General features: G+C 71.0%; 20 protein-coding genes, 1 rRNA gene and 1 pseudogene. 13 read left to right on the top strand and 9 right to left on the bottom strand.

Going from position 1 to position 21531, the window contains the following annotated elements:
- A 5S ribosomal RNA gene (gene rrf, locus D7V97_RS09915) occupies positions 1–82 on the top strand; the annotation flags it as partial.
- A 208-nt stretch (positions 83–290) separates the two neighbouring features.
- Entirely contained in the window at positions 291–734 is a 444-nt protein-coding gene (locus D7V97_RS09910) for a hypothetical protein (RefSeq protein ID WP_199728760.1), read from the top strand.
- Between the two features lie 10 nt (positions 735–744).
- On the opposite strand, the gene D7V97_RS09905 is transcribed toward D7V97_RS09910, so the two are convergent.
- Entirely contained in the window at positions 745–945 is a 201-nt protein-coding gene (locus tag D7V97_RS09905; RefSeq protein ID WP_120610364.1) for a SlyX family protein, read from the bottom strand.
- Between the two features lie 30 nt (positions 946–975).
- Between D7V97_RS09905 and D7V97_RS09900 the strand changes: the two genes are divergently transcribed.
- Entirely contained in the window at positions 976–1275 is a 300-nt protein-coding gene (locus D7V97_RS09900) for a hypothetical protein (RefSeq protein ID WP_120610363.1), read from the top strand.
- A 3-nt stretch (positions 1276–1278) separates the two neighbouring features.
- Here the strand turns inward: D7V97_RS09900 and D7V97_RS09895 are convergent, their stop codons facing one another.
- From D7V97_RS09895 to D7V97_RS09885, 3 genes are all read right to left on the bottom strand, one after another.
- Positions 1279–2190, bottom strand: coding sequence for a tetratricopeptide repeat protein (locus D7V97_RS09895; RefSeq protein WP_120610362.1), 912 nt, complete (start codon positions 2188–2190; stop codon positions 1279–1281).
- A 69-nt stretch (positions 2191–2259) separates the two neighbouring features.
- Complete coding sequence (locus D7V97_RS09890) at positions 2260–2604, bottom strand: hypothetical protein (protein WP_120610361.1); 345 nt, start codon at positions 2602–2604, stop codon at positions 2260–2262.
- A 170-nt stretch (positions 2605–2774) separates the two neighbouring features.
- Positions 2775–3197 (bottom strand): hypothetical protein, encoded by a 423-nt coding sequence (locus D7V97_RS09885; RefSeq protein ID WP_120610360.1) that lies wholly within the window; start codon positions 3195–3197, stop codon positions 2775–2777.
- 216 nt (positions 3198–3413) lie between these two features.
- Here D7V97_RS09885 and D7V97_RS09880 point away from each other — a divergent pair, with 216 nt between their 5' ends.
- Positions 3414–3605, top strand: a complete 192-nt coding sequence (locus tag D7V97_RS09880) for a hypothetical protein (protein ID WP_120610359.1) — start codon at positions 3414–3416, stop codon at positions 3603–3605.
- Positions 3606–3688: 83 nt separating this feature from the next.
- Here the strand turns inward: D7V97_RS09880 and D7V97_RS09875 are convergent, their stop codons facing one another.
- The 4 genes from D7V97_RS09875 to D7V97_RS09860 form a co-directional block, all read right to left on the bottom strand.
- Positions 3689–4516 carry a hypothetical protein gene (locus tag D7V97_RS09875; RefSeq protein ID WP_120610358.1) on the bottom strand — a complete coding sequence of 276 codons (828 nt, stop codon included), beginning with the start codon at positions 4514–4516 and terminating at the stop codon, positions 3689–3691.
- Positions 4513–5289: a hypothetical protein gene (locus tag D7V97_RS09870; RefSeq protein WP_120610357.1), complete on the bottom strand. Its 777-nt coding sequence runs from the start codon at positions 5287–5289 to the stop codon at positions 4513–4515. The genes D7V97_RS09875 and D7V97_RS09870 overlap by 4 nt, the downstream gene beginning before the upstream one ends.
- Complete coding sequence (locus D7V97_RS09865) at positions 5289–7424, bottom strand: TonB-dependent receptor (RefSeq protein WP_233582616.1); 2136 nt, start codon at positions 7422–7424, stop codon at positions 5289–5291. Before D7V97_RS09865 ends, D7V97_RS09870 begins: the two co-directional genes overlap by 1 nt.
- Positions 7425–7611: 187 nt before the next feature.
- Positions 7612–8019 (bottom strand): hypothetical protein, encoded by a 408-nt coding sequence (locus D7V97_RS09860; RefSeq protein ID WP_158623322.1) that lies wholly within the window; start codon positions 8017–8019, stop codon positions 7612–7614.
- Between the two features lie 204 nt (positions 8020–8223).
- Between D7V97_RS09860 and glpD the strand changes: the two genes are divergently transcribed.
- From glpD to D7V97_RS09840, 4 genes are all read left to right on the top strand, one after another.
- Positions 8224–9927 (top strand): glycerol-3-phosphate dehydrogenase, encoded by a 1704-nt coding sequence (gene glpD / locus D7V97_RS09855; protein WP_120610355.1) that lies wholly within the window; start codon positions 8224–8226, stop codon positions 9925–9927.
- 231 nt (positions 9928–10158) lie between these two features.
- Positions 10159–11967 carry a S8 family serine peptidase gene (locus tag D7V97_RS09850; protein ID WP_120610369.1) on the top strand — a complete coding sequence of 603 codons (1809 nt, stop codon included), beginning with the start codon at positions 10159–10161 and terminating at the stop codon, positions 11965–11967.
- Between the two features lie 557 nt (positions 11968–12524).
- Positions 12525–13208, top strand: coding sequence for a hypothetical protein (locus tag D7V97_RS09845; RefSeq protein WP_147444761.1), 684 nt, complete (start codon positions 12525–12527; stop codon positions 13206–13208).
- 58 nt (positions 13209–13266) lie between these two features.
- A complete protein-coding gene (locus D7V97_RS09840) occupies positions 13267–13482 on the top strand; it encodes a hypothetical protein (protein WP_120610353.1) in 216 nt (71 codons plus the stop codon).
- Positions 13483–13494: 12 nt separating this feature from the next.
- Here D7V97_RS09840 and D7V97_RS09835 read toward each other — a convergent pair whose 3' ends face one another.
- Positions 13495–14091, bottom strand: a complete 597-nt coding sequence (locus D7V97_RS09835; protein WP_120610352.1) for a CDP-alcohol phosphatidyltransferase family protein — start codon at positions 14089–14091, stop codon at positions 13495–13497.
- A gap of 171 nt (positions 14092–14262) precedes the next feature.
- Here D7V97_RS09835 and D7V97_RS09830 point away from each other — a divergent pair.
- The 5 genes and pseudogenes from D7V97_RS09830 (at position 14263) to D7V97_RS09810 (ending at position 21521) form a co-directional block, all read left to right on the top strand.
- Positions 14263–15172, top strand: a pseudogene (locus D7V97_RS09830) (DUF4846 domain-containing protein).
- 226 nt (positions 15173–15398) lie between these two features.
- Positions 15399–18815 carry a PAS domain-containing protein gene (locus tag D7V97_RS09825; protein ID WP_120610351.1) on the top strand — a complete coding sequence of 1139 codons (3417 nt, stop codon included), beginning with the start codon at positions 15399–15401 and terminating at the stop codon, positions 18813–18815.
- A complete protein-coding gene (locus D7V97_RS09820; protein WP_120610350.1) occupies positions 18808–19272 on the top strand; it encodes a response regulator in 465 nt (154 codons plus the stop codon). Before D7V97_RS09825 ends, D7V97_RS09820 begins: the two co-directional genes overlap by 8 nt.
- Positions 19269–20852, top strand: a complete 1584-nt coding sequence (locus D7V97_RS09815; protein ID WP_120610349.1) for an ATP-binding protein — start codon at positions 19269–19271, stop codon at positions 20850–20852. The genes D7V97_RS09820 and D7V97_RS09815 overlap by 4 nt, the downstream gene beginning before the upstream one ends.
- Positions 20853–20876: 24 nt before the next feature.
- Positions 20877–21521 (top strand): EcsC family protein, encoded by a 645-nt coding sequence (locus D7V97_RS09810; protein WP_120610348.1) that lies wholly within the window; start codon positions 20877–20879, stop codon positions 21519–21521.
- Positions 21522–21531 lie beyond the last annotated feature (10 nt).

Here is a 21531-nt window from a genome sequence, read left to right as displayed (position 1 = left end):
CATCCCGAACACGGAAGTTAAGCCCTCCAGAGCCGATGGTACTCCGCGGGAAACCGCGTGGGAGAGTAGGTCGCTGCCGGATTCTTTTTGAGCAAAGCCCCTGGTGCCGCAAGGCGCCAGGGGCTTTGCCTTTGCGGGCTATGGCTGGGATGGCGCCTGAGGGGCGTTTTCCTCGTGGATTGATCCGGCGTGGTGCGAACTTGCGCGTCATGGCTTTGAGGCTGGCCTGACCCTGTCTGCTTTGCTTGAGTGGCGCTCCTTCCCCCTCTTGCAGGACAGGAGCCTTTCGCATGCATCTGCTTCGAATCTACGCCGCTGGTCTGCTCGCGCTGGGTTTCCTGCTCGCGCCCTCCCGTTCTGATGCCGCGGCTGGGGTTCGCCTTGGCGTGGGCGCGGACTACTGGGTGGACACGAGCGCCGCGTTCAACTTCACCCTAGGCGTTGAGGGTCATGTCGCGGGGCCCCTCTTCGTGGGCGCTCGCTTCGGCGCGGTGCTGGTGACGGACGGCAATGTGATTGGCGTTCCGTTGGACATCTCGCTGCGCGCGAAGCTCGGTCAGACCGTCTACATCGAGGGCCTGGCGGGACCTTGGATCTTCTTCAAGGGGGATGCCTTCAAGGCCCACGCGGCCTTCGGCTTCGGGCTCCAGGGCAAGGCCGCGAGCATTGGCGTCGAGGTGGGCTACCTCGACCCGAATCCCATCATCGGCCTGCGGCTCGGCTACAAGTTCTGAAGGCCGTGGCTCAGTAGTGCGGTGGGCGCTCCTGCTGGCGGGCGTCCACCAGGCCCGGCTCTGCCTCGAGCTTGAGCTTGAGCCGGTCCAGCTCCGAGCGGAGCGTGTCGATGACACGCCCCTGCTGGTAGAGCACGTCGCTCAGCTCCTGCAGCAGCTCCTGCTGCTGCGTGTAGCGGATTTCCAGCTCGACCAGGCGCTTGTCTTCCATTGCCGTCTTCTCCGCGGGGGAACCTGCCCCATGAATACCCTCGAATACCTGCAGCGCGCCCGTGAGTTGCTCGGGCGGGGGCAGCCTGAGCTCGCGGAGTCCTCGCTGAGTGACGCCATCGATGCGGCCGTGGCGGCGGAGGACCTGGTCCTCCTCACCCAGGCCCGGTTCGCGCTGGGAGAGCTGCTCTTCCAGCAGGGCCGCGATGAAGAGGCAATCCCCTTCCTCCAGGCGGTGGTCCGGACTGAACGCGCGGATGGCTCCGTGGATGCGCCCGTCATCGCCGCCGCGCGGATGCTGCGACAAATCCGGGGGCAGGAGCCGCGCTGACGTTCAGGGCAGCCGACACAGCTCGCGGATGGCATCCATCCGCTGCGGGAAGCGCCGCTCCAGGTCCGTGCGCGTCTGCCGGGCCCCCTCGAACTTCCCGGCCTTCACCTGGAGGGTGCACAACGTCGCCAGGGGGCGCGTGTCGGAGACGTCCAGGCGGTCCGCTCGGCGCAGGGCCTCCTCGGCGGCGTCCTCGTTTCCCAGCTGGAACCAGGCGAGCCCGAGCTGGAAGTGGCCTTCCGCGAGCTTCGGGTCGGCTTGCACTGCCTGCTGCAGCAGCTTCACCGCTTCGCGGTTGCGGCCTTCCCGGGTGAGCACCAGTCCCCGCTCCACCAGGAGCCTTGCCTGGGGCAGGTTGCCCTCCAGCGCGGCGAAGACCTTCAGCGCTTCGTCGGGCCTGCCCATCCGGCTGAGCATCCGGCCGTAGCGCACTCCGACGCGGGCATCTCCAGGAGCCCGCTCGTGCGCATGGGCCAGGGCCTGTGTGGCGCCTTCGAGGTCGCCCTTCTCCTCGCTCAGGTCCGCTCGGAGCAGCTCCGCCCGGGTGTCATGGGGGGCCAGCTTGCCGGCCTTGCTCAGGGACTGCTCCACGCAGCGGCCCATCCGCTCCAGGTCGCAGATGCGCGCGAGCAGGAGCTGGGTCTCCACCGAGGTGGGCTCCCTGCGCTCCGCCTCCAGGGCCAGGTCGTGGGCCTCCGCCGGGGCTCCTTCCCGCAGGAGCTCCGCCGCCGTGCGCAGGTCCTGCGCCGTGGCCTTGTCGTTGGTCTTCAGGGGCACCAGGAAGCGCAGGCGGCTTTCAACGTCCTCCGTGGCCCGGGCGATGGCCAGCTCCTGCTCGGGCATGTTCCGGGGGAGGAACAGGGGGATGATGTGGATGGCGAGCGCGATCGCGGACACCCAGAGCACACCTCGCATGCCCTGGCTCCAACGCCGGTGGCGACGCTGCTCCCCTGGCATGGTCGACGGCTCGCTCATGGCGGGTTCCTAAACGGCTCGCAGGTGGGGGCGCAGGCCCGAGGGAAGCTCCAGCCCGCAACTCCAGCAGAGCTCGAAGTTCGCTGGAATCTCCTCACTGCACCGGGGGCACGTCACCGAACGATCCGCGGCTTCCTGGTTGGCCTGCAGCTCGGAGAGGACCTGCCGGCCGGTCTCCAGTTCCTGGGGCCACAGCCACAGCTCCACCCAGGCCTCGGTGCTGGGGATCTCGCCGCTCAGCGGTACCAGCGACTCGCCACGGATGTCGACCGAGAGACCGGCCGACTCCAGGGCTCCCGCCAGCATCCGCGCCTCTCCGACCGTGCGGTGCACGGAGAACTGCACGCGCTTCATGCTACGTGTCTGTCAGAAGCGAGCCGCCGGGGCAACCGTCCAAGGTCGCCCCCCTGCTGTCCCCCTTATCGCTCCCGCTTCGCTTGTTTCACAGGGCAGGCACTGGCCTGTCCCTCCCGGGCTGCCTGCCGTCACTCGCTGCCGTCACTCGCTGCCGTCACTCGCGGCCGTCATTCATCATGGCGCAGCTGGTGCGGCAGCACGGCATGGGCATGGCGGGGGGCCCGGGCGTGGAGCTCCGCGGTCAGCAGCGCGTCCAGCTCCGCGAGCAGGCGATCATATCCGCCTCCGGCGCCCTTCGCGGGCAGCCAGTCCGTGGCGAGCCGCACGCGCGGGGTCTCCTCGTCCTCGAAGGCCAGGGTCACCGCCAGCCCTTCGGGGCCTCCAGCCTGGGGCACCAGCGTGGCGGGTTCGGGTTCTTGCTGCGCCCGCTCCAGCAGCGGCGTCAGTCGGTGGATTTCGTCCGGGGTCAGGTCCCGCTCCACCACGGATTCACCCTGCTCAAGGACGCGCAGGTGCTTCAGCCCCTCCACCCGCAGCGCCTGCGCGCCGGTGTTGGTCCGACCGCTGCGCTCGTAGGTCACTGTCTTCACGCGCGTACCTCCCTTCGGTCAGGAGTAGGCATCCGCCTTCTTGTCCGCATCCAGGGATGCCGATGCTCTGCGCATCTGGCTGTGGAACGCGGGCCGGAGCGACCGATGCCCGACAGAGCAGCGCGCCCCCCGGGTCCCTGCGTTTCCAGGGAGGGCCTCCCTACCCTGCTCCCTGTCCTGGCGCGCATGCCCGGACATACGGAGGCCTTCGAAACGATGAGCAAGAACAAGAACCCCACCCCCAATGACCAGCGCTCCAACACCCAGAACCCCGAGCGCCCGGAGCACAAGGCTGCCCAGGACAACCGCGCCAACCAGATGAACCCGCAGCGGAACAACACGCCCACCACCCCCGCCACGCCGACCGGCGGCGGCATGCCGGGTGGTACCGACCCGGTGAAGCGCTGAGGCGCTCTCCTCGCGTCGTCCGTCACTCGCGGTGAGGAGAGAGGCCGGCTTCCTGTTCGCCGGCCTCTCTTGCTTCCCGGCGACTAGCGAACGCGCGGCGAGCACTCGCCTTCGCCGCGGTAGTGGCCCACGGTGCGCACGAGCGCCGTCACGAAGTCGCGCAGGGTGCGCACGCTGCCCGCGCCTCCCGTGCCGTACTGGTTCGAGGGCAGCGACGTCAGGTCCACCGTGCCCAGCTCCTCGAGGGTGACCTCTCCGTCCGGGCCCACCACGCCGATGCTGTCCGCGGCGGCGATGGCGTCGAAGCGCATCTTCGCTTCGGGCGACTGGAGGTCGTCGAAGAACAGGTGGTCGCCGTGGATGGTGAGCTGCACCGTCTCCGTGCCCCCCTTGGGGACCGTGACGCCGTTGCCGATGTCCTCGTTCTCGCAGTGCTCGTAGAGCGTGTCGGTGGGGAAGCCCCAGTGGAAGCGCTTCGTCGCGGTGCCCTTGGTCGCGGTGCCTTCGACGTACACGGACCAGCCCTGGGTGTTCATCCGTGTCACGTCCTCCGCGTCCGCGTTGCCGGCGGTGGCGTCCGTAGCGGGGGCGATGGCGTAGCTCACCTCGTCCCATTCCTCGGAGGCCAGGTCGGTGAAGGCCGCGACGTTCACCGGTCCCGGGCGGTGTACATCGTAGACCTTCGCGGGCGCCTGTTCGGCGGCGGTCTCGCCCTCGTGGTTGGCGACCTTCAGCTCCCCCAGCTTCACGAGGAACTTGTCGTAGCGCACGGTCCAGCCGTCCGCGAACGCGGTGGCGGGGATCTCCCTCTCGATGAAGTCCTCGCCGTACGTCGTGAACGTCACGTTGCCCTGGCCTGACGAGCAGGCCACCAGCCCCAGGAACGACACTCCCATCAGCCACTGCTTCATTGCGCTGCTCCTTCCACCCACGTCACGACGTAGGCGCTGGTGTCTTCCACGCCGCGCACCAGCGCGTTCTGCGCCTGGCTGTCAGCGGGGAAGGTGGAAATGCCAGACGCGTCCGGTTGCGACGCGGTGGCGAAGTCGATGCGAGCCAGCCACTTCCCCAGGTCCACCGCGATGCGGACAGAGCCGGGCTCCTGCTTCACCTCTCGCTCGAAGCGCACGCCTTCGATGGCCGCCTTCGGCAGGTCCACCGCCGCGTCGAAGTGCACCGTGGTCCCGGCCGCGTGGGTGGCCGTGCCTCGCACGTGCACCTGGTGGCCTCCGAGCAGGTTCTGGGCGTCGGTGGTCGCCGTGGGTGTCGCCAACGTCAACTCCAGCGACCCGTAGGAGCCTGTCACCGCGTTGGCGCTGCCCAGGTCGCGGCCCACGAGCAGGTCCACTGTCTGGACGTTCAACACCTCTCCCAGCGCGTCCCCGGGGACGTAGTGGCCGGGGTGCGCGTTGGCGGTGCCTCCGATGAGCGAATACCAGTCGAAGCGGGGGGCTCGGGAGAGCAGCACGCGGCCCTCGAAGAATCGCACCGGGCCCACGGAGAGTTGGGCTTGCTCCGGGGTGACGGTCCAGCCGTGCTCGTTGGGGCCCGTGGGCAGGGTGGCGGTCATCGCGACGTTGAACGTGCGCCGCTCCGCCTCCGTCCTGGCGCCGTCGCCGCAGCCCAGGCTCATCAGGGTCGCCGCCACCGCGCACGTGCGCAGCAGGGCAGGGGAGTGAGACATCACAGGTGGACCTCCAGGGTGAGCGCGGCCGACCGAGGCGACCCCGCGGTGAAGTGTCTCGCCGGCACGAGGCTCGGCGGGGTGGATGGGTCGAAGCGCGAGCTGTAGACGAACTCGCCGTCCCGCCAGCGCGTGTTCAGCAGGTTCATCACGTCGAGCCGCAGCGCGAACGCGCCCCTTCGCAGCGCCACCTGCGCGTCCGCGAGGAACACCGTGTGGCTGAACTCGTCGTAGGGCAGCGGGCGGGGCCCGATGAGGGTGAGGCCCGTGCCCACTGACAGCACGGCATCGATGCCCGACAACGGGCGCTCCCAACCGAGGTCCGCTCGCGCGACCAGCGGCGCGAAGTAGGGCAGCCTTGCGTCTGTCCTCGTCACCGTCGCGTTGGCCACCGTGGCGCTCAGCGCGGCCGTGAGGCCCGGGAGCGGGCGGGACTGCAACGCCGCGGAGAGGCCCGTGCGCAGCGTCTCTCCCGTGAACACGGTGGTGCCCACGGTGTGGTCGAAGAAGAAGTCGTCCTCCACCTGTGAGCCGAAGAGGCTGGCCTGGAAGGACAGACGCTCGCCCTCGCGGCGGGTGCCGAGCTCCACGCCGTGCACGTCGACGAAGGGGGCTCGCTCTCCCTCCGACAGGCTTCGGGCCTGCGGGGAGCGGAAGCCGTCACCGTAGCTGGCGAAGAGGGCCCAGGTGTCCGTGAGCGAGTACTCCACGCCGGCCTTCGCGCCCCAGTGCACCCCGAAGGCGCTGCGCGCGTAGCCCTGCCCGTCGTAGAAGCGTGGGTCGCGGAAGGCGAGCGCGTCGAAGACCTCCACGCCCAGCGCGTCGGCGCGGCCTCCCAGGCGGAAGGCCCAGCGGCCCAGCGGGAGACGGGCCTCGGCGTAACCCCACACATCCGTTTGCGTGATGTCCGCGTCCACTTCGTCCGCGAAGAAGGTGCCGTCCGTCTCCCGGTAACGGCGTTGCGTCTGCTGGATGCCGTCGCGCCTTCCTCCGAGCCCCAGCTCCAGCGCGACAGGTTGGCCGAAGAGGGAGACGTGTCGGCGGTGCTCGGCGCGCAGGCCCAGCGTGGAGCCTCCGTTGGTCTGCTCGAGCCCGTCGCCCCGGTCGTCCACGCGGTAGCCGGTGAAGTTGTTGCGCAGCCGGAGGTCCGAGAGGATCCCGAACGCCTCCAGCCGCGTGCGCGCCGTGCCTTCGCGGGGCAGCTCCACGCCCAGCAGCAGCTGATGCCGGGACACCGTGCCGCCCTGACGGGGGAAGGAGCCGGAGTAGAACGTGCGCCGGCCTGCTTCCAGGTCGTCCTCGCGCACGACGCCGGGGGAGTCGAAGCGGGTGACGTAGCTGCCCGCTAGGACCCGCGCGCTCAGGCCGTGGCCCAGGTCCACATTCGCCTGCGCGAGGAGGGAGGCCCGGCCGTGGCCTCGCTGCGGACCGAAGCCGTTGGATTCGCCGATCTCCGCCGCGGCGAAGGTGCCGGGGTCCTCGCCGGGACGCACCGTCACGACGAGCCGGCGCTGACCGAACTGGCCCAGCGTTCCCGCGAACTCCACGCCCTTCTCCCTGGCTCCGAGGTCCATCCGCACCGTCCCCGCGACCGCGAAGTCGCCCTGGAACGCGCGATAGGAGCCCTCCGTCACCTCCAGCGATTGAACGAGCTCCGGGATGATGAAGTTGGTGTCCGCGTAGCCGAGCGCGTGGATGTGGCTCACCTCGTTGACAGGCAGGCCTCCGACGTTCAGCTCCACGTCCTGGCCGTGGAGCGCGTCGAAGCCTCGGAGGAAGAGCTGCTGGGCCTTGCCTTCGCCGCTGTGCTGCGAGGCCACGAGGCCCGGCACCACGCGGAGCACGTCCACCGCGCTCCTTCGCGGTGCCGTGTCGAGGATGTCCCTCCCGAGGGTGACCTCCGAGGCGCTCTGCGCCGGACGCGTTCCCCGCACCACCGTGGCCCGCTGCTTCGGGCCTTCTTCCGGGAGGGGGGCCTCGGGCGGAGGCTCGGCGACGGCTTCGGGGGCGGGCTCCGGGTCTTGTTGCTGTTCCGATGGCAGCTGTGACGGCGTCACTTCTGCCACCGCGTGGAGCGTGGTGCCCGGTGCTGCTTGAAGGCACGTCGAGAGCGTGGCGATCGCGAAGAGCAACATGATCACGGGAGACATCGGCACGAGGGAATGACGGCGCGTCCCCGGCGCGCGACTCGGCGCACGCCTGGGACACAGGGAAGGACTGCCCGGAACGGCATGCGCTCACGGCCCACGCCGGGCCCTGGTGGCCCGACGGGTCTCATGCTCGCGATGGGTCCTTACGGAAGTGCGAAGGGCTCCGGTTTTTCTACGGGCCCTGCGGCATCGCCGGGGACCGCCACCGCTGACCCGGCCGCCACCGCGGTGCTCGCACCGGCTCCACCGACCACGACACCCACCGTCGGGCGGGCGGCAGGAACACCGTCCAGCTCGCCGCCACCGCCAGCAGGTGCTCCACCGATCCCGTCAGGTGCTGGTGGCCATGGTGGCCCTGCTGTTCGTGTTCGTCGCGGTCGGCGCCGTCCGTGGACTTCGCGGCGGGACCCTCGCTCCCGGCGCAGTGGACGTGGCCTGCCGGCCCGTGCACGTGGGCATGGCCCTCCAGCCCTCCGCCGTGCCCCACCACCGCGTGCAGCACCGGGGCGACCGCGAGCCCGTACACCAGGACCATCAGTCCCAGGCAGGCCAGGTCGCGTCGGTCTCGGGAGTCCCACACGGCGGTTCGTTCGCGAAAGGCGTCCTGGACTGCGAGGAGCGACGGCGCCCGTCTGCCTAGCCGTCGACCTCCCGACACGCAAGCGTCCCCTCCCGAGCGCTGTCCGACACTCCCCCAGCCTCCGTGCCCCCTTGCCCGTGGACCGCATGACGCATTGCATTGGAATCCGCTGCGGCGGAAGACTTCCCGTCATACACTCTGGGCGTGCGTTCCGAATCCGCCGTGCTCCGTTCGCTTCCGTCCTCCACGGGTGAGATGCCCGCGCCGCCGCCTTCTCGCGCCGAGCGTCTGCGCGCGCTGGGGACCGAGTCCTTCGACCTCCTCGTCATTGGCGGCGGGGTCACCGGCGCGGGGACCGCGCGGGACGCGGCGCTGCGCGGGTTGAAGGTGGCGATGGTGGAGCGCGAGGACTTCGCGAGCGGTACGTCCAGCCGCTCCTCCCGGCTCATCCACGGCGGCCTGCGCTACCTGGAACACGGCCACCTGGGGCTCGTCTTCGAGTCCAGCATCGAGCGGCGGCGGCTCTTGCACCTGGCGCCCCACCTGGTGCGCCCGTTGGCCTTCGTGTGGCCCGTGTACGAGGGGGCTCGGGTGCCGCGCTGGAAGCTCAACGCGGGCCTCATGCTGTACGACGCCCTGTCGCTGTTCCGCAACGTGAAGGCCTATCAGCGGCTGTCGCTCAAGCAGCTGCTGGAGGCCGAGCCGGGCATCCGCTCCGAGGGGCTCAAGGGCGGCGCGCGCTACTACGACGCGGCCACCGACGACGCGCGCCTGACGCTGGCCAACGCGCTGAGCGCGAGCGAGGCGGGCGCGGTGGTGCTCAACCACGCGTCGGTGAAGCAGTTGGTGTTCGCGGACGGCAAGGCCACGGGCGCGCGCGTGGTGGATCACCTGACGGGCGAGGAGCTCACCGTGCGGGCCCGCGCCGTCGTCAACGCCACCGGGCCCTGGAGCGACGAGATCCGCCAGCTGGATTCAGGGACGACCCGCAGCGGGCCCATGGTGCGCGGGAGCAAGGGCGTGCACATCGCCGTGCCCCGTTCGCGCCTGGGCATCCAGGACGCGCTCACGCTGCTGTCCCCCGTGGATGGCCGGGTGATGTTCATCCTGCCCGCGGACGCGTTCACCATCATCGGCACCACGGAGACGGCCACCCGCGCCCACCCGGCCGAGGTGCGCGCGAGCGAGGCGGACGTGGCCTACCTGCTCACCTCCGCCAACGCCTTCTTCCCCGACGCGCACCTCACCCGCGACGACCTGGTCAGCGCGTGGGCCGGCATCCGGCCGCTCGCCGCCAGCGGCTACCACGGCAACACCGACGCGGGCAGCGCCAGCCGCGAGCACGCCATCGACGTGAGCCCGTCCGGGGTGCTGGCCATCAGTGGCGGCAAGCTCACCACCTTCCGCGTGATGGCGCGCGACGTGGTCAACGCCGTGGAGCGCCACCTCGCGCTGCCGCACCGCAAGTCCACCACCGACGCGCGCCCCCTGCCCGGAGGCGACATCGCGCGGATGGACGCGGAGCTCGCGGCGGCCCGCCAGGAAGTGGGCGACGCGGCCACGGGGGAACACCTGGTGCGTGCGTACGGCAGCCGCTGGCGCGCGGTGTGGGCGCTCACGCGTGAGATGCCGGCGCTGGCCGAGCCGCTCGTGGAAGGGCTGCCCTACCGCTGCGCCGAGGCCGCGTGGGGTGTGTCCCACGAGATGGTCCAGACCCTGGCCGACCTGCTCATCCGTCGGCTCAAGGTCGCGTTCGAGACGCGCGACCAGGGCCGCGCCGCCGCTGTGCGGGCCGCCGCCGTGATGGCGCCCCACCTGGGCTGGGACGCGGCGGAGACCGCGCTCCAGCTGGCGGTCTACGACGTGGATGCCCAGCGCATCTTTGGCGTGGACCCCGCGGACGCCTGACCCCCCGACGCGCCGGGTCGTGTGCCCCGGGCGTTGGAAGGAGCACGTTGACTGGTACCCGGCGCGCGTCGGGCGCATGACAGCCGCCCGAGCAGTCGACCTGCGTCCATGCTTAAATTGTTTTCGGGAACGGGAAGCAGGGCCGGTCCGTTCCTCCCGGCCGTCAGTTTCGAGGGCGTCGGGTCGCGGCGCGGTACCTCATGCTGGCCGGGCACGAAGGAGATGCACCCCATGAAGCGTTGGCTTTGGCTTGGGCTCGGGCTGTCCGGTCTGGTGGCTTGCGGTGGCAAGGACCCTGAACCCATTGATGTCCTGCCCCAGGCCTGTCCCGGCACCACGGACTTCCGGTTGCCCGGGCAGACGTCCTCCTCCCTGACGGCGGCCGAAGCCCCGGACGGGGTGCTCATCACCTTCAAGCCGAAGGTGGCCGCCAGCGCGGTGGCCGCCACGGCGGACTTCGCGGCGGCCGTGGAGCGCGAGGGGGGCACGGTGAAGCGGCGCTTCCCGAGCCTCAACATGGTGTCCGCGCGGCTGTCGCCGGAGGCCCTGGCGGCGCTCCAGAAGAACCCGGACGTGCTCTCCGTGGAGCCCAACCGCCGCGTGCACGCGATGGGACTTCCGACGCCGCCGCCGCTGGTGTCGTGGCAGGGCGTGTTCAGCACGCAGGGCTCCGTGGGCGAGTACACCGAAGGCCTGAAGATGGTGCAGGCCCCGCAGCTGTGGGACGCGAACAACGATGGCGTCCTCGACACGGGCGCGCCCACGGGCGAGGGCGTGAAGGTGTGCGTCATCGACAGCGGCTGGGACAGCAAGCACCCGGAGCTGAAGGCGGCGTTCTTGAAGGGCTGGGACTTCGTCGACGATGACGAGGACCCGTCCGACCAGAGCTTGAAGCAGGGCGTCCTGACGGTGGGCGGCGGCCACGGCACGCACGTGTCGGCGACCATCCTGGCGCAGCTCGGCACGGGTTCGGGCGGACGCGTGGCGCCCGGCCAGGATCCGAACGGCGTGGTGGGCGTGGCGCCCGGCGCGTCGCTGCTCGTCGCGCGCGTGCTGGATGTGAAGGGCGGCGGCAGCACCGACGACGTCATCGCGGCGGTGGAGTGGTGCCGGGCGGAAGGGGCGCGGGTCGCCTCGCTGTCGCTGGGCGCTCCGGACACCTCCGCGAAGGAGCAGCTCGCGTTCGAGAAGGCGTACGACAACGGCAACGGGATGCTGTCCGTGGCGGCCAGCGGCAACGACGGCAAGCGGGGCATCTCCTATCCGGCCGCGTACAACCCGGCCGTGATGGCGGTGGGCGCGGTGGACCTGGCCGGTGAGTACGCGTCCTTCTCGCAGTACGGCCAGGAGCTGTCGCTCGTGGGCCCGGGCGTCAACGTGCTGAGCGCCACGGTGCTGGGCGCCGCGTCGCTGTCCGGGGTGGAGGCGGGTTCGACGCCGTTCGTGTCCTCGCCGCTCTCGTTCACCGCGCAGGGCCGCTACACGGGCCGGTTGGTGGACTGCGGCCTGGGTACGGACCGGGCGTCCTGCGGGCCGGCGGCCACGTGCGACGGCTTCGTCGCGTACGTGGACCGGGGTGACATCTTCTTCGAGGAGAAGGCGCACCACGTCATCGAGGCCGGCGCGCGCGCCATCATCATCGGCAACAACGTGGGGGACGACGGCGAGGGCAACTTCACGCTGGGCGCCGCCAATGCGCATTGGGTGCCCACGGTGTCCGTGTCGCTGGCGTCCGCGACGGCCCTCAAGGCGATGGTGGGCCAGAACGTCACGGTGGACATCAGCGGCGTGGACTACCAGCGCGAGTCGGGGACCTCCATGGCCACCCCGCACGTGTCCGGTGTGGCGGCCCTGGTGATGAGCGCCCGGCCGGACCTCAGCGCCGGTCACATCCGCGCCGTGCTGGAGAAGACGGGCCTGGACGACAAGACGACGCCGGGGGTCGATGAGAAGTACGGCCACGGGCTCGTGCAGGCGGTGAAGGCCGTGGAGCTGGCGCGCTCGCTGCCCACGGGTGGCGGGCCGCTCCCGCTGCCGTAACGGCGGACGGCTTCGTGTGGTGCCGCGCCCCCGGGCCCCTTGGATGGGACCGGGGGCGTTCCATTTCTGGGGGGAGGTTCGCTCCCAGGGCTCCAGGCCGTGGTGGCAGGGGAGGCTTGCGAGCGGGCGCCAGGTCGCCGGGCCGGTGGTTCTCAAGGCGTGAGCGTGCACCTTCCCCAGTGGGAGGAGCGCCACGCATGAAGCGAGACACCTTGAGGGGCTTGGGGATCGCGGGCGTGGCCTGCCTGCTGGTAGGCGCGGGACCGCGGACCGTGTTGGCGCAGGTCGGCAGGGAGGATGAGGCGCCGTCCGCGGACTCCGCGCGGCAGGCCGCCGGTACGCCTCCTTACGCATCGCAGCCCGCCGCATCGCAGCCCGCGACGACGGGAACGGGCGGTTCGGGGACGGCGGTTCAGCAAGCGCCCGCCAGTGGGAGCCCGACGGGCACGGATCCGAACACTGGGGGCTCGGGTAACACGGGGACGGGGGCCCGTCCGGATACCACTGCCACGACTCCGACCCAGGGGACCGGTGGCGCCGGGAACAACGACGCCAATGTGAATACGGGTGGCACCGGTAACACGGGTGCGGAGGTGGATCCGGTGCCCGGCGCGAGCGACACCGGCTCCAACATGAATACCGGTGGCACTGGTAACACAGGTGCGGATGACAACCCGCCAAGCACGGGCAACACCGGCACGAATGCGAGTCCAGGGGCCGGCGGGACTGGCAACACCGGCATGGGTGGCACGGGCGCCGGTGCGAGTCCGGGCACGGGTGGCACGGGCAACACCGGCACGGGCAACACCGGCACGGGCAACACCGGCACGGGCAACACGGGCACGGGCAACACGGGCACGGGCAACACGGGCAACACGGGTACGAATGCGAGCCCGAGCACGGGTGGCACGGGCAACACCGGCACGGGGACTTCAGGCTCTGCGACTTCGCCTGCTCCTTCGGCACGGGGCGGAGGCATCGCCGTGGTGGATGCCATCTACACGGGCACGGTGTACTCGGTGTCCTCGAAGGAGGTCGTCATCGTGGACGAGGGCACGCACCTGCCGCTGGAGATCGGCGCTGGCACTCGCGTCCTGCGCGACGGCGAGGCCATCCGCGCCACGCAGCTCAAGGAGGGCGAACAGGTGCGCGCCGTGGTCAACCTCGTGGGCAAGAGCCACACGCGGGAGATCTCCGTGCTCACCGGGGCCGCTGCCCGTCGTGCCGCCAGGCTGAAGTGAGGTCCCGCCTCCGTCAGCCCACGTCGCCGCGCGCGTCTGGGGGACGGAGGTTTTCACCATGACGGTCTTCGACCGATACCGCACCCTGCTGCACAAGTTGACCCTCGTTCGTGCTCGCACTCCGGGCGGTGACTCGCCGGAGGTGGATGCACTTCTCGACACGATGGACGAGGTCTGGGACGCCATGTCCGCGGGCGAGCGTGCCGCGATGGAGCGCGAACGCGAACGGCTCCCCCGCGTGAACGCGCCGGATGCCCACGCGCTGTCGGCGTAGGCCCGTGGTGCGTTACTTCCGCGCGGAGTTCATGGGCGCGCGGGTGGGCCCGTGGGGAATCCGGGGGACCGGCCGGGACGGCGGAAGCTGCTGACGCTTGCTCCACACCGCGCGCGTGTAGTCCACCACCGACGCGAGCGACAGCAGGGCGACGAGCGCCACGAGCGGACGCACCAGCGGGGGGTAGAGCAGCACGCACAACAGCACCGCGAGCTGCAGCGCGGTGACCATCTTGCCCAGCATCCGCGCCTTGAGCTCGATGGCCCGCATGTCCGGCCGCAGCCTGGCGACGATGAAGCCGATGGCCGTGCCGATGTCGCGCAGCAGCAACAGCAACAGCTCCACCGGACCGATGAGCCCGTCCAACAGGCACACGATGAAGGCCGTGACCATGAAGGCGCGGTCCGCCACCGGGTCGATGAGCGCGCCCCAGCGCGTGGCCAATCCCCGGTGCCTGGCAATCCAGCCGTCCAGGAAGTCCGTCGCCGCGGCCACCACCACGAGGAGGGCCCGCAAGCGCAGGTCCGTCACCGCGATGAACACCGCGGCGAGCGGAAGGCGCGACAGGGACAGTGCATTGAGCAGCACAAGGCTTGCCCGACGGTGCATGGCCCTCAAAAGTTAGTGCTCGCTCCCCAGGGCGCACCTGTCCTGCACGGCGAGCGTCCAGCGAAGAACTTCGCTCGCGCCCCGGGACCCGCGAGGTGTCCACCGGTGTCCCACCGGGTGGTCCGGGGCTCGTCCCGGCCCCTGCCTCCCGGAGCCCGCCCCGTGAATGCGATGGGAACCTTCCACCCCCTGCGCCGCCGGCTCGCGTCCGGCCTGTTCGCGCTGGCCCTGCTGGGCACCATCGCCTGTGATGCGGCCCCGCACTCCCAACGAGCGGCGGTCCAGCCCCACGCCCCCTCCGCCGAAGAACAGAAGCGCTATCCGTGGCTCTCCGCGAGCGTGAAGGTGCGCGCCCTGGAGGAGACCTTCGCGCCGCCGGAGGGCTACACGCGGGTGTCCGTGGACGCGGGCTCCTTCGGTGCGTGGCTGCGCGGCCTGCCCCTGCGCCCCGAGGGCACGCCCGTGCGCGACTTCCGGGGCGACACGGTGCTGGCCGCGGACGACGCGCGGCTCGCGGCGGTGGGGGAGCTGGACGTCGGATCCGTCAACCTCCAGCAGTGCGCGGACTCCATCCTCCGGCTCCATGCGGAGTGGCGCTGGGCCGCGGGTCAGCAGCAGCGCATCGCCTACCACTTCACCAGCGGCCACCTGGCGGCGTGGCCCCGGTACGCGGCGGGAGACCGGGCCCGCGTCGCCGGTTCGAAGGTGACGTGGGTGCCGGAGAGCGCGGCGAAGGACGACTCGCGGGCGGCCTTCCGCGACTACCTGGACCTGCTCTTCACCTACGCGGGCACGCTGTCGCTCCAGGCGGAGACCGCGCGTCCCACCTGGGAACAGCTTCGCCCCGGGGACCTCTTCGTCCTGGGCGGGAGCCCCGGCCACACCGTGCTGGTGCTGGACGTGGCCACCGACGCGAGGCGGGCGCGTGGCGCTGCTGGGCCAGGGCTTCACGCCCGCGCAGGACTTCCACGTGCTCGCGACGAAGGCGGGGCCCTGGTTCTCCCTGGACGGGGACGCGGTGGCGACGCCCTTCTGGGTGCCCTTCCCGATGACGTCGCTGCGACGGCTGCCGTCGCCCTGAGGTACCGGGCCCCTTCCTGCCAGGTCATGGGGCAGACGGGGAGGCCGCGAGGACCCGCGCGACGGTCGGCGGCCTGCTGGAAAGGGACAGGGCGACAGAGTGCCGGGTGTTAGGTTGGGGCGTTGTCCTGCCGTCAACGGGGACGCGCCGCGGCGGCCCCGTCCTCCCCCTGTGAGACAGCAAGCAGCCTAAAGGGAAGGACGTCCCGCTCCCCGAGCCTCCATCCATGTCCTTCGCCGCCGCGCCCCTGTCCTCCGCTCCTCCCCGGGCCAGCCTCCTCCTCGTCGACGACACGCCGGGACACCTGCTGGCGCTGGAGGCCATCCTCGCGCCGCTGGGACAGCGCCTGGTGCGTGCCTCGTCCGGGCGCGAGGCGCTGCGGCGGGTGTTGGACGAGGACTTCGCCGCCGTCCTGCTGGACATGAACCTGGGCGACATGACGGGCGTGGACGTGTTGAACCTGATGCGCGAGCGCGAGCGCAACCGGCGCACGCCCGTGCTGCTGATGACCGCGGGCGACGGGGACGAGAAGGAGTGGCTGGCCGCGTACTCGCACGGTGCGGTGGACTACCTGCGCAAGCCGCTGCGGCCTGAAATCCTCCTGGCCAAGGTGACGATGTTCGTGGAGCTGTACCTGGCGCGTGAAGCCGTGCAGCGCCGCGAGGAGGCCCTGCGCGAGCGTGAGCGGGCCGCGCTGGAGATCACGCACCGCGAGCGGCTGCACTCGTTCTTCATGCAGGTGCCGGTGGGCATCGCCATCCTCCGCGGGCCGGACCTCGTCTTCGAGTTCGCCAACCCGTCGTACGGCGTGCTGGTGGGCCGCACCGTCACGCCCGGCAAGCCCATGCTGGAGGCGCTCCCGGAGCTGCGCTCGCAGCCGGAGGTGCTGGCCACCCTGCGGCGCGTGGTGGAGACGCGCGAGCCCTTCATCCACTCGGAGTTCCGCATCGAGCTGGAGCGCGGCGGACAGCGCGAGGAGGCCTTCTTCAACGTCATCTACCACCCGCTGGTGGAGGCGGACCGGGCCTCGGGCATCATCGCGCTCGCCGTGGACGTCACCAACTGGGTCCAGGCGCGCCGCAAGACGGACATGCTCACCCAGGACCTGCGCCAGCAGCAGGAGGCGCTGCAGGACAGCGAGCAGCGCCTGCGGCTGGCGCTGACGGCCACCGCGCTGGGCACCTTCGACATGGACATGGCGACGGGCACGCTGGACTGGGACGCGCGCTGCAAGGCGCTCTTCGGCCTGCCGCCGGAGGCCACGGCGTCCTACGCGCTGTTCCTCCAGGGCCTGCACCCGGAGGACCGCGAGGCCGTGGAGCAGGCGGTGGCGCTCAGCTGGGACCCCGCCGGCACCGGCGACTACGACATCGCCTACCGCACCGTGGGGTTGAAGGACGGCGTGGAGCGCTGGGTGCGCGCCATGGGCCGGACGTACTTCGAGGACGGCCGGGCGGTGCGCTTCGTGGGCACCGTGCAGGACATCACCGCGCGCAAGCGCGCCGACGCGGAGCGGGCCCGGCTCCTGGCGGGGGAGCTGCGCCGCACCGAACAGCTGCGCGGCCTGTCGCGCGCGAGCCTCGCGCTCAACGCGGCCGGCAGCATGCAGGCCATCCTGGAGCTGGTCACCCTCAAGGCGCGCAAGCTCATTGGCGTGAACCAGTCCGCCGTGCAGGTGCTGGAGTGGCGTGACGCCGCGCAGCCGCTCACCGCGATGTCGGCGGCGGACACCGCCCTGCTCGCGCCGGGCGCGACGGTGGACGAGCGCGGCCTCTTCGCCCAGGTGTGCGAGGAGAACCGGCCGCTGCGCCTGACGCGCGAGGAGCTGCTCGCGCACCCGGCGTGGAAGGACGCGGCCCCCGCCGAGGGTCCGGCGCTGCCGCTGAAGGGCTTCCTCGCGGTGCCCATGGTGGGGCACGACGGCCGCAACCTGGGGCTCATGCAGCTGTCCGACAAGGTGGAGGGCGACTTCGACGCGGAGGACGAGACCATCGCCGTGCAGCTGGCGCAGATGGCCAGCGTGGCGCTGGAGAACGCCCGCCTCTACGAGCGCGCCCAGGCCGAGCGGCGCAACCTCTTCTCGGTGCTCAAGCAGCTGCCCGCGGCCATCACCGTGCTGCGCGGTCCGGAGCTCGTCTTCGAGATGGCCAACGACCTGCGCCTGAAGCTCACCGGTTCGCGGCCCCTGGTGGGCCTGCCGCTGCGCCAGGCCCTGCCGGAGCTGGAGAGTCAGGGACAGATCGAGCAGATTGAAACCGTCTACCGCACCGGGGAGACCTACCAGGGCCGCGAGGTGCCCATGCGGCTGAGCCGCGACGTGGGCCAGGAGGCGCCCGAGGGCTACTTCAACCTCACCTTCCAGCCGCTGCTCGACGCCAAGGGGCGCGTGGACGGCATCGTGTCCGTGACGTGGGAGGTCACCGAACAGGTGCTCGCGCGTCGGCGCATCGAGGCGCTGGCCATGGAGCTGAAGGAGCGCGAGCAGCAGTTCCGCACGCTCGCGGACTCCATCCCCCAGCTGGCGTGGATGGCGGAGCCGGATGGCCACCGCTTCTGGTTCAACCAGCGCTGGTTCGACTACACCGGCACGACGCCGGACCAGGCGAAGGGCCAGGACTGGAGCGCGCTCGTCGAGCCCGAGGACACCGCGCGCATGCAGGCCCGCTTCAACGAGGCGCTGCGCGAGGGCGCGCCGTGGGAGGATCAGTTCCGCATGCGCCGCGCGGACGGCAGCTTCCGCTGGTTCCTGGCGCGCGCGATGCCGGTGCGCGACGCGGAGGGGCGCATCGCGCGCTGGTTCGGCACGCACACGGACATCGACGACGAGCGCAGGACGCTGGAGAGCTTGAAGCACGCGGAGGAGGAGATCCGCCACCTCAACGCGGGCCTGGAGAAGCGCGTGCGCGAGCGCACCGAACAGCTCCAGGAGGCGAACAAGGAGCTGGAGTCCTTCAGCTACTCCGTGTCGCACGACCTGCGCGCGCCCCTGCGCCACATCACCGGGTTCGCGCAGCTGTTGGAGCGGCGCGCGGCGGCGAAGCTGGACGACGTGGCGCGGGGCTACCTCACCACCATCGCGGGCGCGGCGAAGCAGGGCGGCACGCTGGTGGACGACCTGCTCGCGTTCAGCCGCATGGGCCGGGCGGAGATGCGGCAGACGCGGGTGGACCTGGCCCTGCTGGTGGCCGAGGCGCGCAAGGACCTGCTGCCAGAGCTGAACGGGCGCCAGGTCGAGTGGCGGGTGGGCGAGCTGCCGACCGTGGAGGGGGACCCGGCTTTGTTGCGGCAGGTCATCCACAACCTGCTCGCCAACGCACTGAAGTACACGCGTCCGAAGCCGGAGGCCCTCATCGAGGTGGGCACGCGCGAGGAAGCGGGGGAAGTGGTGGTGTGGGTGCGCGACAACGGCGTGGGCTTCGAGATGCAGTACGTGGACAAGTTGTTTGGCGTCTTCCAGCGGCTGCACACGGCCGAGGAGTTCGAGGGCACCGGCATCGGGCTCGCGAACGTGCGGCGCATCGTGTCGCGCCATGGTGGACGGACCTGGGCGGAGGGCGCCGTGGGGCAGGGCGCGACCTTCACCTTCACCCTGCCCCGGACTTCTCCGCTGGAGAAGAAGGAAGAAGAGCGCACGCGTGCTTGAGCTCAAGAGGATCCTCCTGGTCGAAGACAGCGCCAATGACGTGGCCCTCACGCTGGCGGCGCTGGAGGAGGTGCACCTGGCCAATGAGGTGGTGGTGGTGCGCGACGGACAGCAGGCGCTGGACTATCTCTTCCGCAAGGGTGAGTACGCGAACCGCAAGGACGGCAACCCGGCCGTGGTGCTGCTGGACCTGAAGCTGCCGAAGGTGGACGGGTTGGAAGTGCTGGAGAAGGTGAAGGGCGCGCCGGAGCTGAAGGCCGTGCCGGTGGTGATGCTCACGTCGTCGCGCGAGGAGCAGGACCTGGCGCGCAGCTACGGGTTGGGCGTGAACGCCTACGTGGTGAAGCCGGTGGCGTTCCCGGACTTCGTGTCCGCGCTGCGGGAGCTGGGCTTGTTCTGGGCGGTGGTGAACCAGCCGCCGCCGGGTGCGCCGCCCGCGCCGGGAGCCTCCAAGTGAGCACACGCGGCAATGCCGCGCTGGAGTTGAGCCCGGCCTCCGCGGCCGGAAGGCCCCTGTCCATCCTGCTCCTGGAGGACAGCCCGCTGGACGCGCAGCTGGTGGCCGCGCAGTTGGAGGAGGGCGGACTGCCCGCGACGCTGGAGTGCGTGGCGGGGCGGCCGGCCTTCACCTCCGCGCTGGCGAAGGGGAAGTTCGACCTCATCCTGTCCGACTACAACGTGCCGGGCTTCGACGGGCTGAGCGCGCTGGACGTGGCGAAGACGGCGTGTCCGGAGACGCCCTTCCTCTTCGTGTCCGGGGCGCTGGGCGAGGACCGCGCCATCGAGCTGCTCAAGCGCGGCGCCACCGACTACGTGCTCAAGGACCGGCTGGAGCGGCTGGGGCCCAGCGTGCGGCGGGCGCTGCGCGAGGCCGAAGGCGTGCGCCTGCGCAAGCGCACGGAGGAGGCGCTGCGCCGTTCGGAGGAGCGCTACCAGTTGGTGGCGCACGCGAGCTTCGACGCCATCTGGGACTGGGACCTGCAGACGGACGCGATGCACTGGATTGGCGACGCGACGGAGGAGGTCTTCGGCTTCCAGTTGGAGGAGGTGGGCGTGGACGCGGCGTGGTGGCGGCGGCACATCCACGCGGACGACCGCGAGCGGGTGATGGCGGGCCTGCAGCGGGCGTTCGATTCGGATGACGACCGGTGGCAGGACGAGTACCGGGTGCTGCGCAAGGACGCGGCCTATGCCTACGTGGCGGCGCAGGGCTACATCGTGCGCGGCGCGAGCGGCAAGGTGCGGCGCATCGTGGGCGCCATGCGCGACATCACCGAGCGCAGGCGGGCGGAGGAGGAGAAGCAGCAGCTGGTGCACGAGGCGCAGCGGCGGGTGGAGTTCGAGCAGCAGCTCATTGGCATCGTGAGCCATGACCTGCGCAACCCCCTGAGCGCCATCCTCACGGGCGCGTCGTTGATGTTGCGGCGCGACGACATCCAGCCGTGGAACGCGAAGGCGGCGGCGCGCATCCTGTCCGCGGCGGAGCGGGCGACGCGGATGATCCGCGACCTCCTGGACTTCACCCAGGCGCGCATGGGCGGCGGCATCCCGGTGCAGGCGGCGCCGTGCGACTTCCATGCGCTGATGTTGCAGGTGGTGGAGGAGGCGCGCACGGCGCACCCGGAGCGCACGCTCCTGCTGGAGCAGGAGGGGGACGGGCAGGGGGTATGGGATTCGGACCGGATGGCGCAGGTGCTGTCCAACATCCTGGGCAACGCGCTGAAGTACAGCCCGGAGGACACGCCCGTGCGCGTGGAGAGCCGGGGCGAGCCGAACACCCTGGTGGTGCGCGTGCACAACGGAGGCACGCCCATCCACCCGGACCTGCTGCCGCGCATCTTCGAGCCGCTCCAGCGCGGCACGACGGCGGGCCGCTCCGAGCGCAGCATCGGGTTGGGGTTGTACATCGTGCGGCAGCTGGTGCTGGCGCATGGCGGGACGGTGGACGCGCAGTCCTCCGAAGCGGAGGGGACGGTGTTCACCGTGCGCCTGCCGCGCGTGCCCGGGAGTGAATTGCCGCCGGTCGCGCTGGCGTAGGATTCCAACGTGGAGGGTGGACGCATGTCGAAGCCGCTGGAAGTCGTGAACGCGCTCCTGGACGCGGGGTTCGACGGGCTGGGCCCGCTGTGCAGCGCGACGGGGCTGGCGGACGAGTACCTGCGGGATGCCCGGTACGCGGACCACGAGGCGCGCATCGATTCGCTCATCCACTGGGAGACGGGGAAGCTGTTCACCACGGGCTTCCTGTCCGGGCTGGGGGGCCTGCTCACGCTGCCGGTGGCGCTGCCCGCGGGGCTGGGCGTGTCGTGGGCGGTGCAGGCGCGGCTGGTGGGCGCCATCGCGCGGATCCACGGGCATGACGTGGAGGAGGACCGCGTGCGCACGCTCACGCTGCTGGCCATCGTGGGCGACATCGGCAAGGAAGTGGTGAAGCAGGCCGGCATCGAAGTGGGCCAGCAATTGGGCATGCGCGCGTTGGAGGCGGTGCCGAAGCACGCGCTCAGCGGCATCAACCGCGCGGTGGGCTTCCGGCTGGTCAGCAAGGCGGGACAGAAGGGCGTCGTGAACCTGTCGAAGGTGGTGCCCCTCGCCGGGGGGCTGGTGGGCGGCGCGGTGGATGCGCTCGCGTGCCGCGCGGTGGGCGCCACGGCGCGGCGGCTGTTCGCTCCGGGACCGGTGCCTTCCGCGGGCATGTCTCCTGGATGACCTGGGCTCG

Origin of the sequence: Corallococcus sp. CA053C, assembly GCF_003611675.1 — a bacterium.
In the GTDB taxonomy this organism is placed as follows: Bacteria; Myxococcota; Myxococcia; order Myxococcales; family Myxococcaceae; genus Corallococcus.
Note: the sequence above shows the minus strand (reverse complement) of the source record. Positions and strands in the feature narration are given on the sequence as shown.

Bases quoted from the DNA above. Each gene is read 5' to 3' on its own strand.
- D7V97_RS09905 (WP_120610364.1), bottom strand. From the start codon at position 945: ATGGAAGACAAGCGCCTGGTCGAGCTGGAAATCCGCTACACGCAGCAG.
- D7V97_RS09850 (WP_120610369.1), top strand. From the start codon at position 10,159: ATGAAGCGTTGGCTTTGGCTTGGGCTCGGGCTGTCCGGTCTGGTGGCT.
- D7V97_RS09840 (WP_120610353.1), top strand. From the start codon at position 13,267: ATGACGGTCTTCGACCGATACCGCACCCTGCTGCACAAGTTGACCCTC.
- D7V97_RS09835 (WP_120610352.1), bottom strand. From the start codon at position 14,091: ATGCACCGTCGGGCAAGCCTTGTGCTGCTCAATGCACTGTCCCTGTCG.
- D7V97_RS09895 (WP_120610362.1), bottom strand. From the start codon at position 2,190: ATGCGAGGTGTGCTCTGGGTGTCCGCGATCGCGCTCGCCATCCACATC.
- D7V97_RS09875 (WP_120610358.1), bottom strand. From the start codon at position 4,516: ATGAAGCAGTGGCTGATGGGAGTGTCGTTCCTGGGGCTGGTGGCCTGC.
- D7V97_RS09865 (WP_233582616.1), bottom strand. From the start codon at position 7,424: ATGTTGCTCTTCGCGATCGCCACGCTCTCGACGTGCCTTCAAGCAGCA.
- D7V97_RS09910 (WP_199728760.1), top strand. From the start codon at position 291: ATGCATCTGCTTCGAATCTACGCCGCTGGTCTGCTCGCGCTGGGTTTC.
- D7V97_RS09825 (WP_120610351.1), top strand. From the start codon at position 15,399: ATGTCCTTCGCCGCCGCGCCCCTGTCCTCCGCTCCTCCCCGGGCCAGC.
- D7V97_RS09900 (WP_120610363.1), top strand. From the start codon at position 976: ATGAATACCCTCGAATACCTGCAGCGCGCCCGTGAGTTGCTCGGGCGG.
- D7V97_RS09810 (WP_120610348.1), top strand. From the start codon at position 20,877: ATGTCGAAGCCGCTGGAAGTCGTGAACGCGCTCCTGGACGCGGGGTTC.
- D7V97_RS09880 (WP_120610359.1), top strand. From the start codon at position 3,414: ATGAGCAAGAACAAGAACCCCACCCCCAATGACCAGCGCTCCAACACC.
- D7V97_RS09890 (WP_120610361.1), bottom strand. From the start codon at position 2,604: ATGAAGCGCGTGCAGTTCTCCGTGCACCGCACGGTCGGAGAGGCGCGG.
- D7V97_RS09870 (WP_120610357.1), bottom strand. From the start codon at position 5,289: ATGTCTCACTCCCCTGCCCTGCTGCGCACGTGCGCGGTGGCGGCGACC.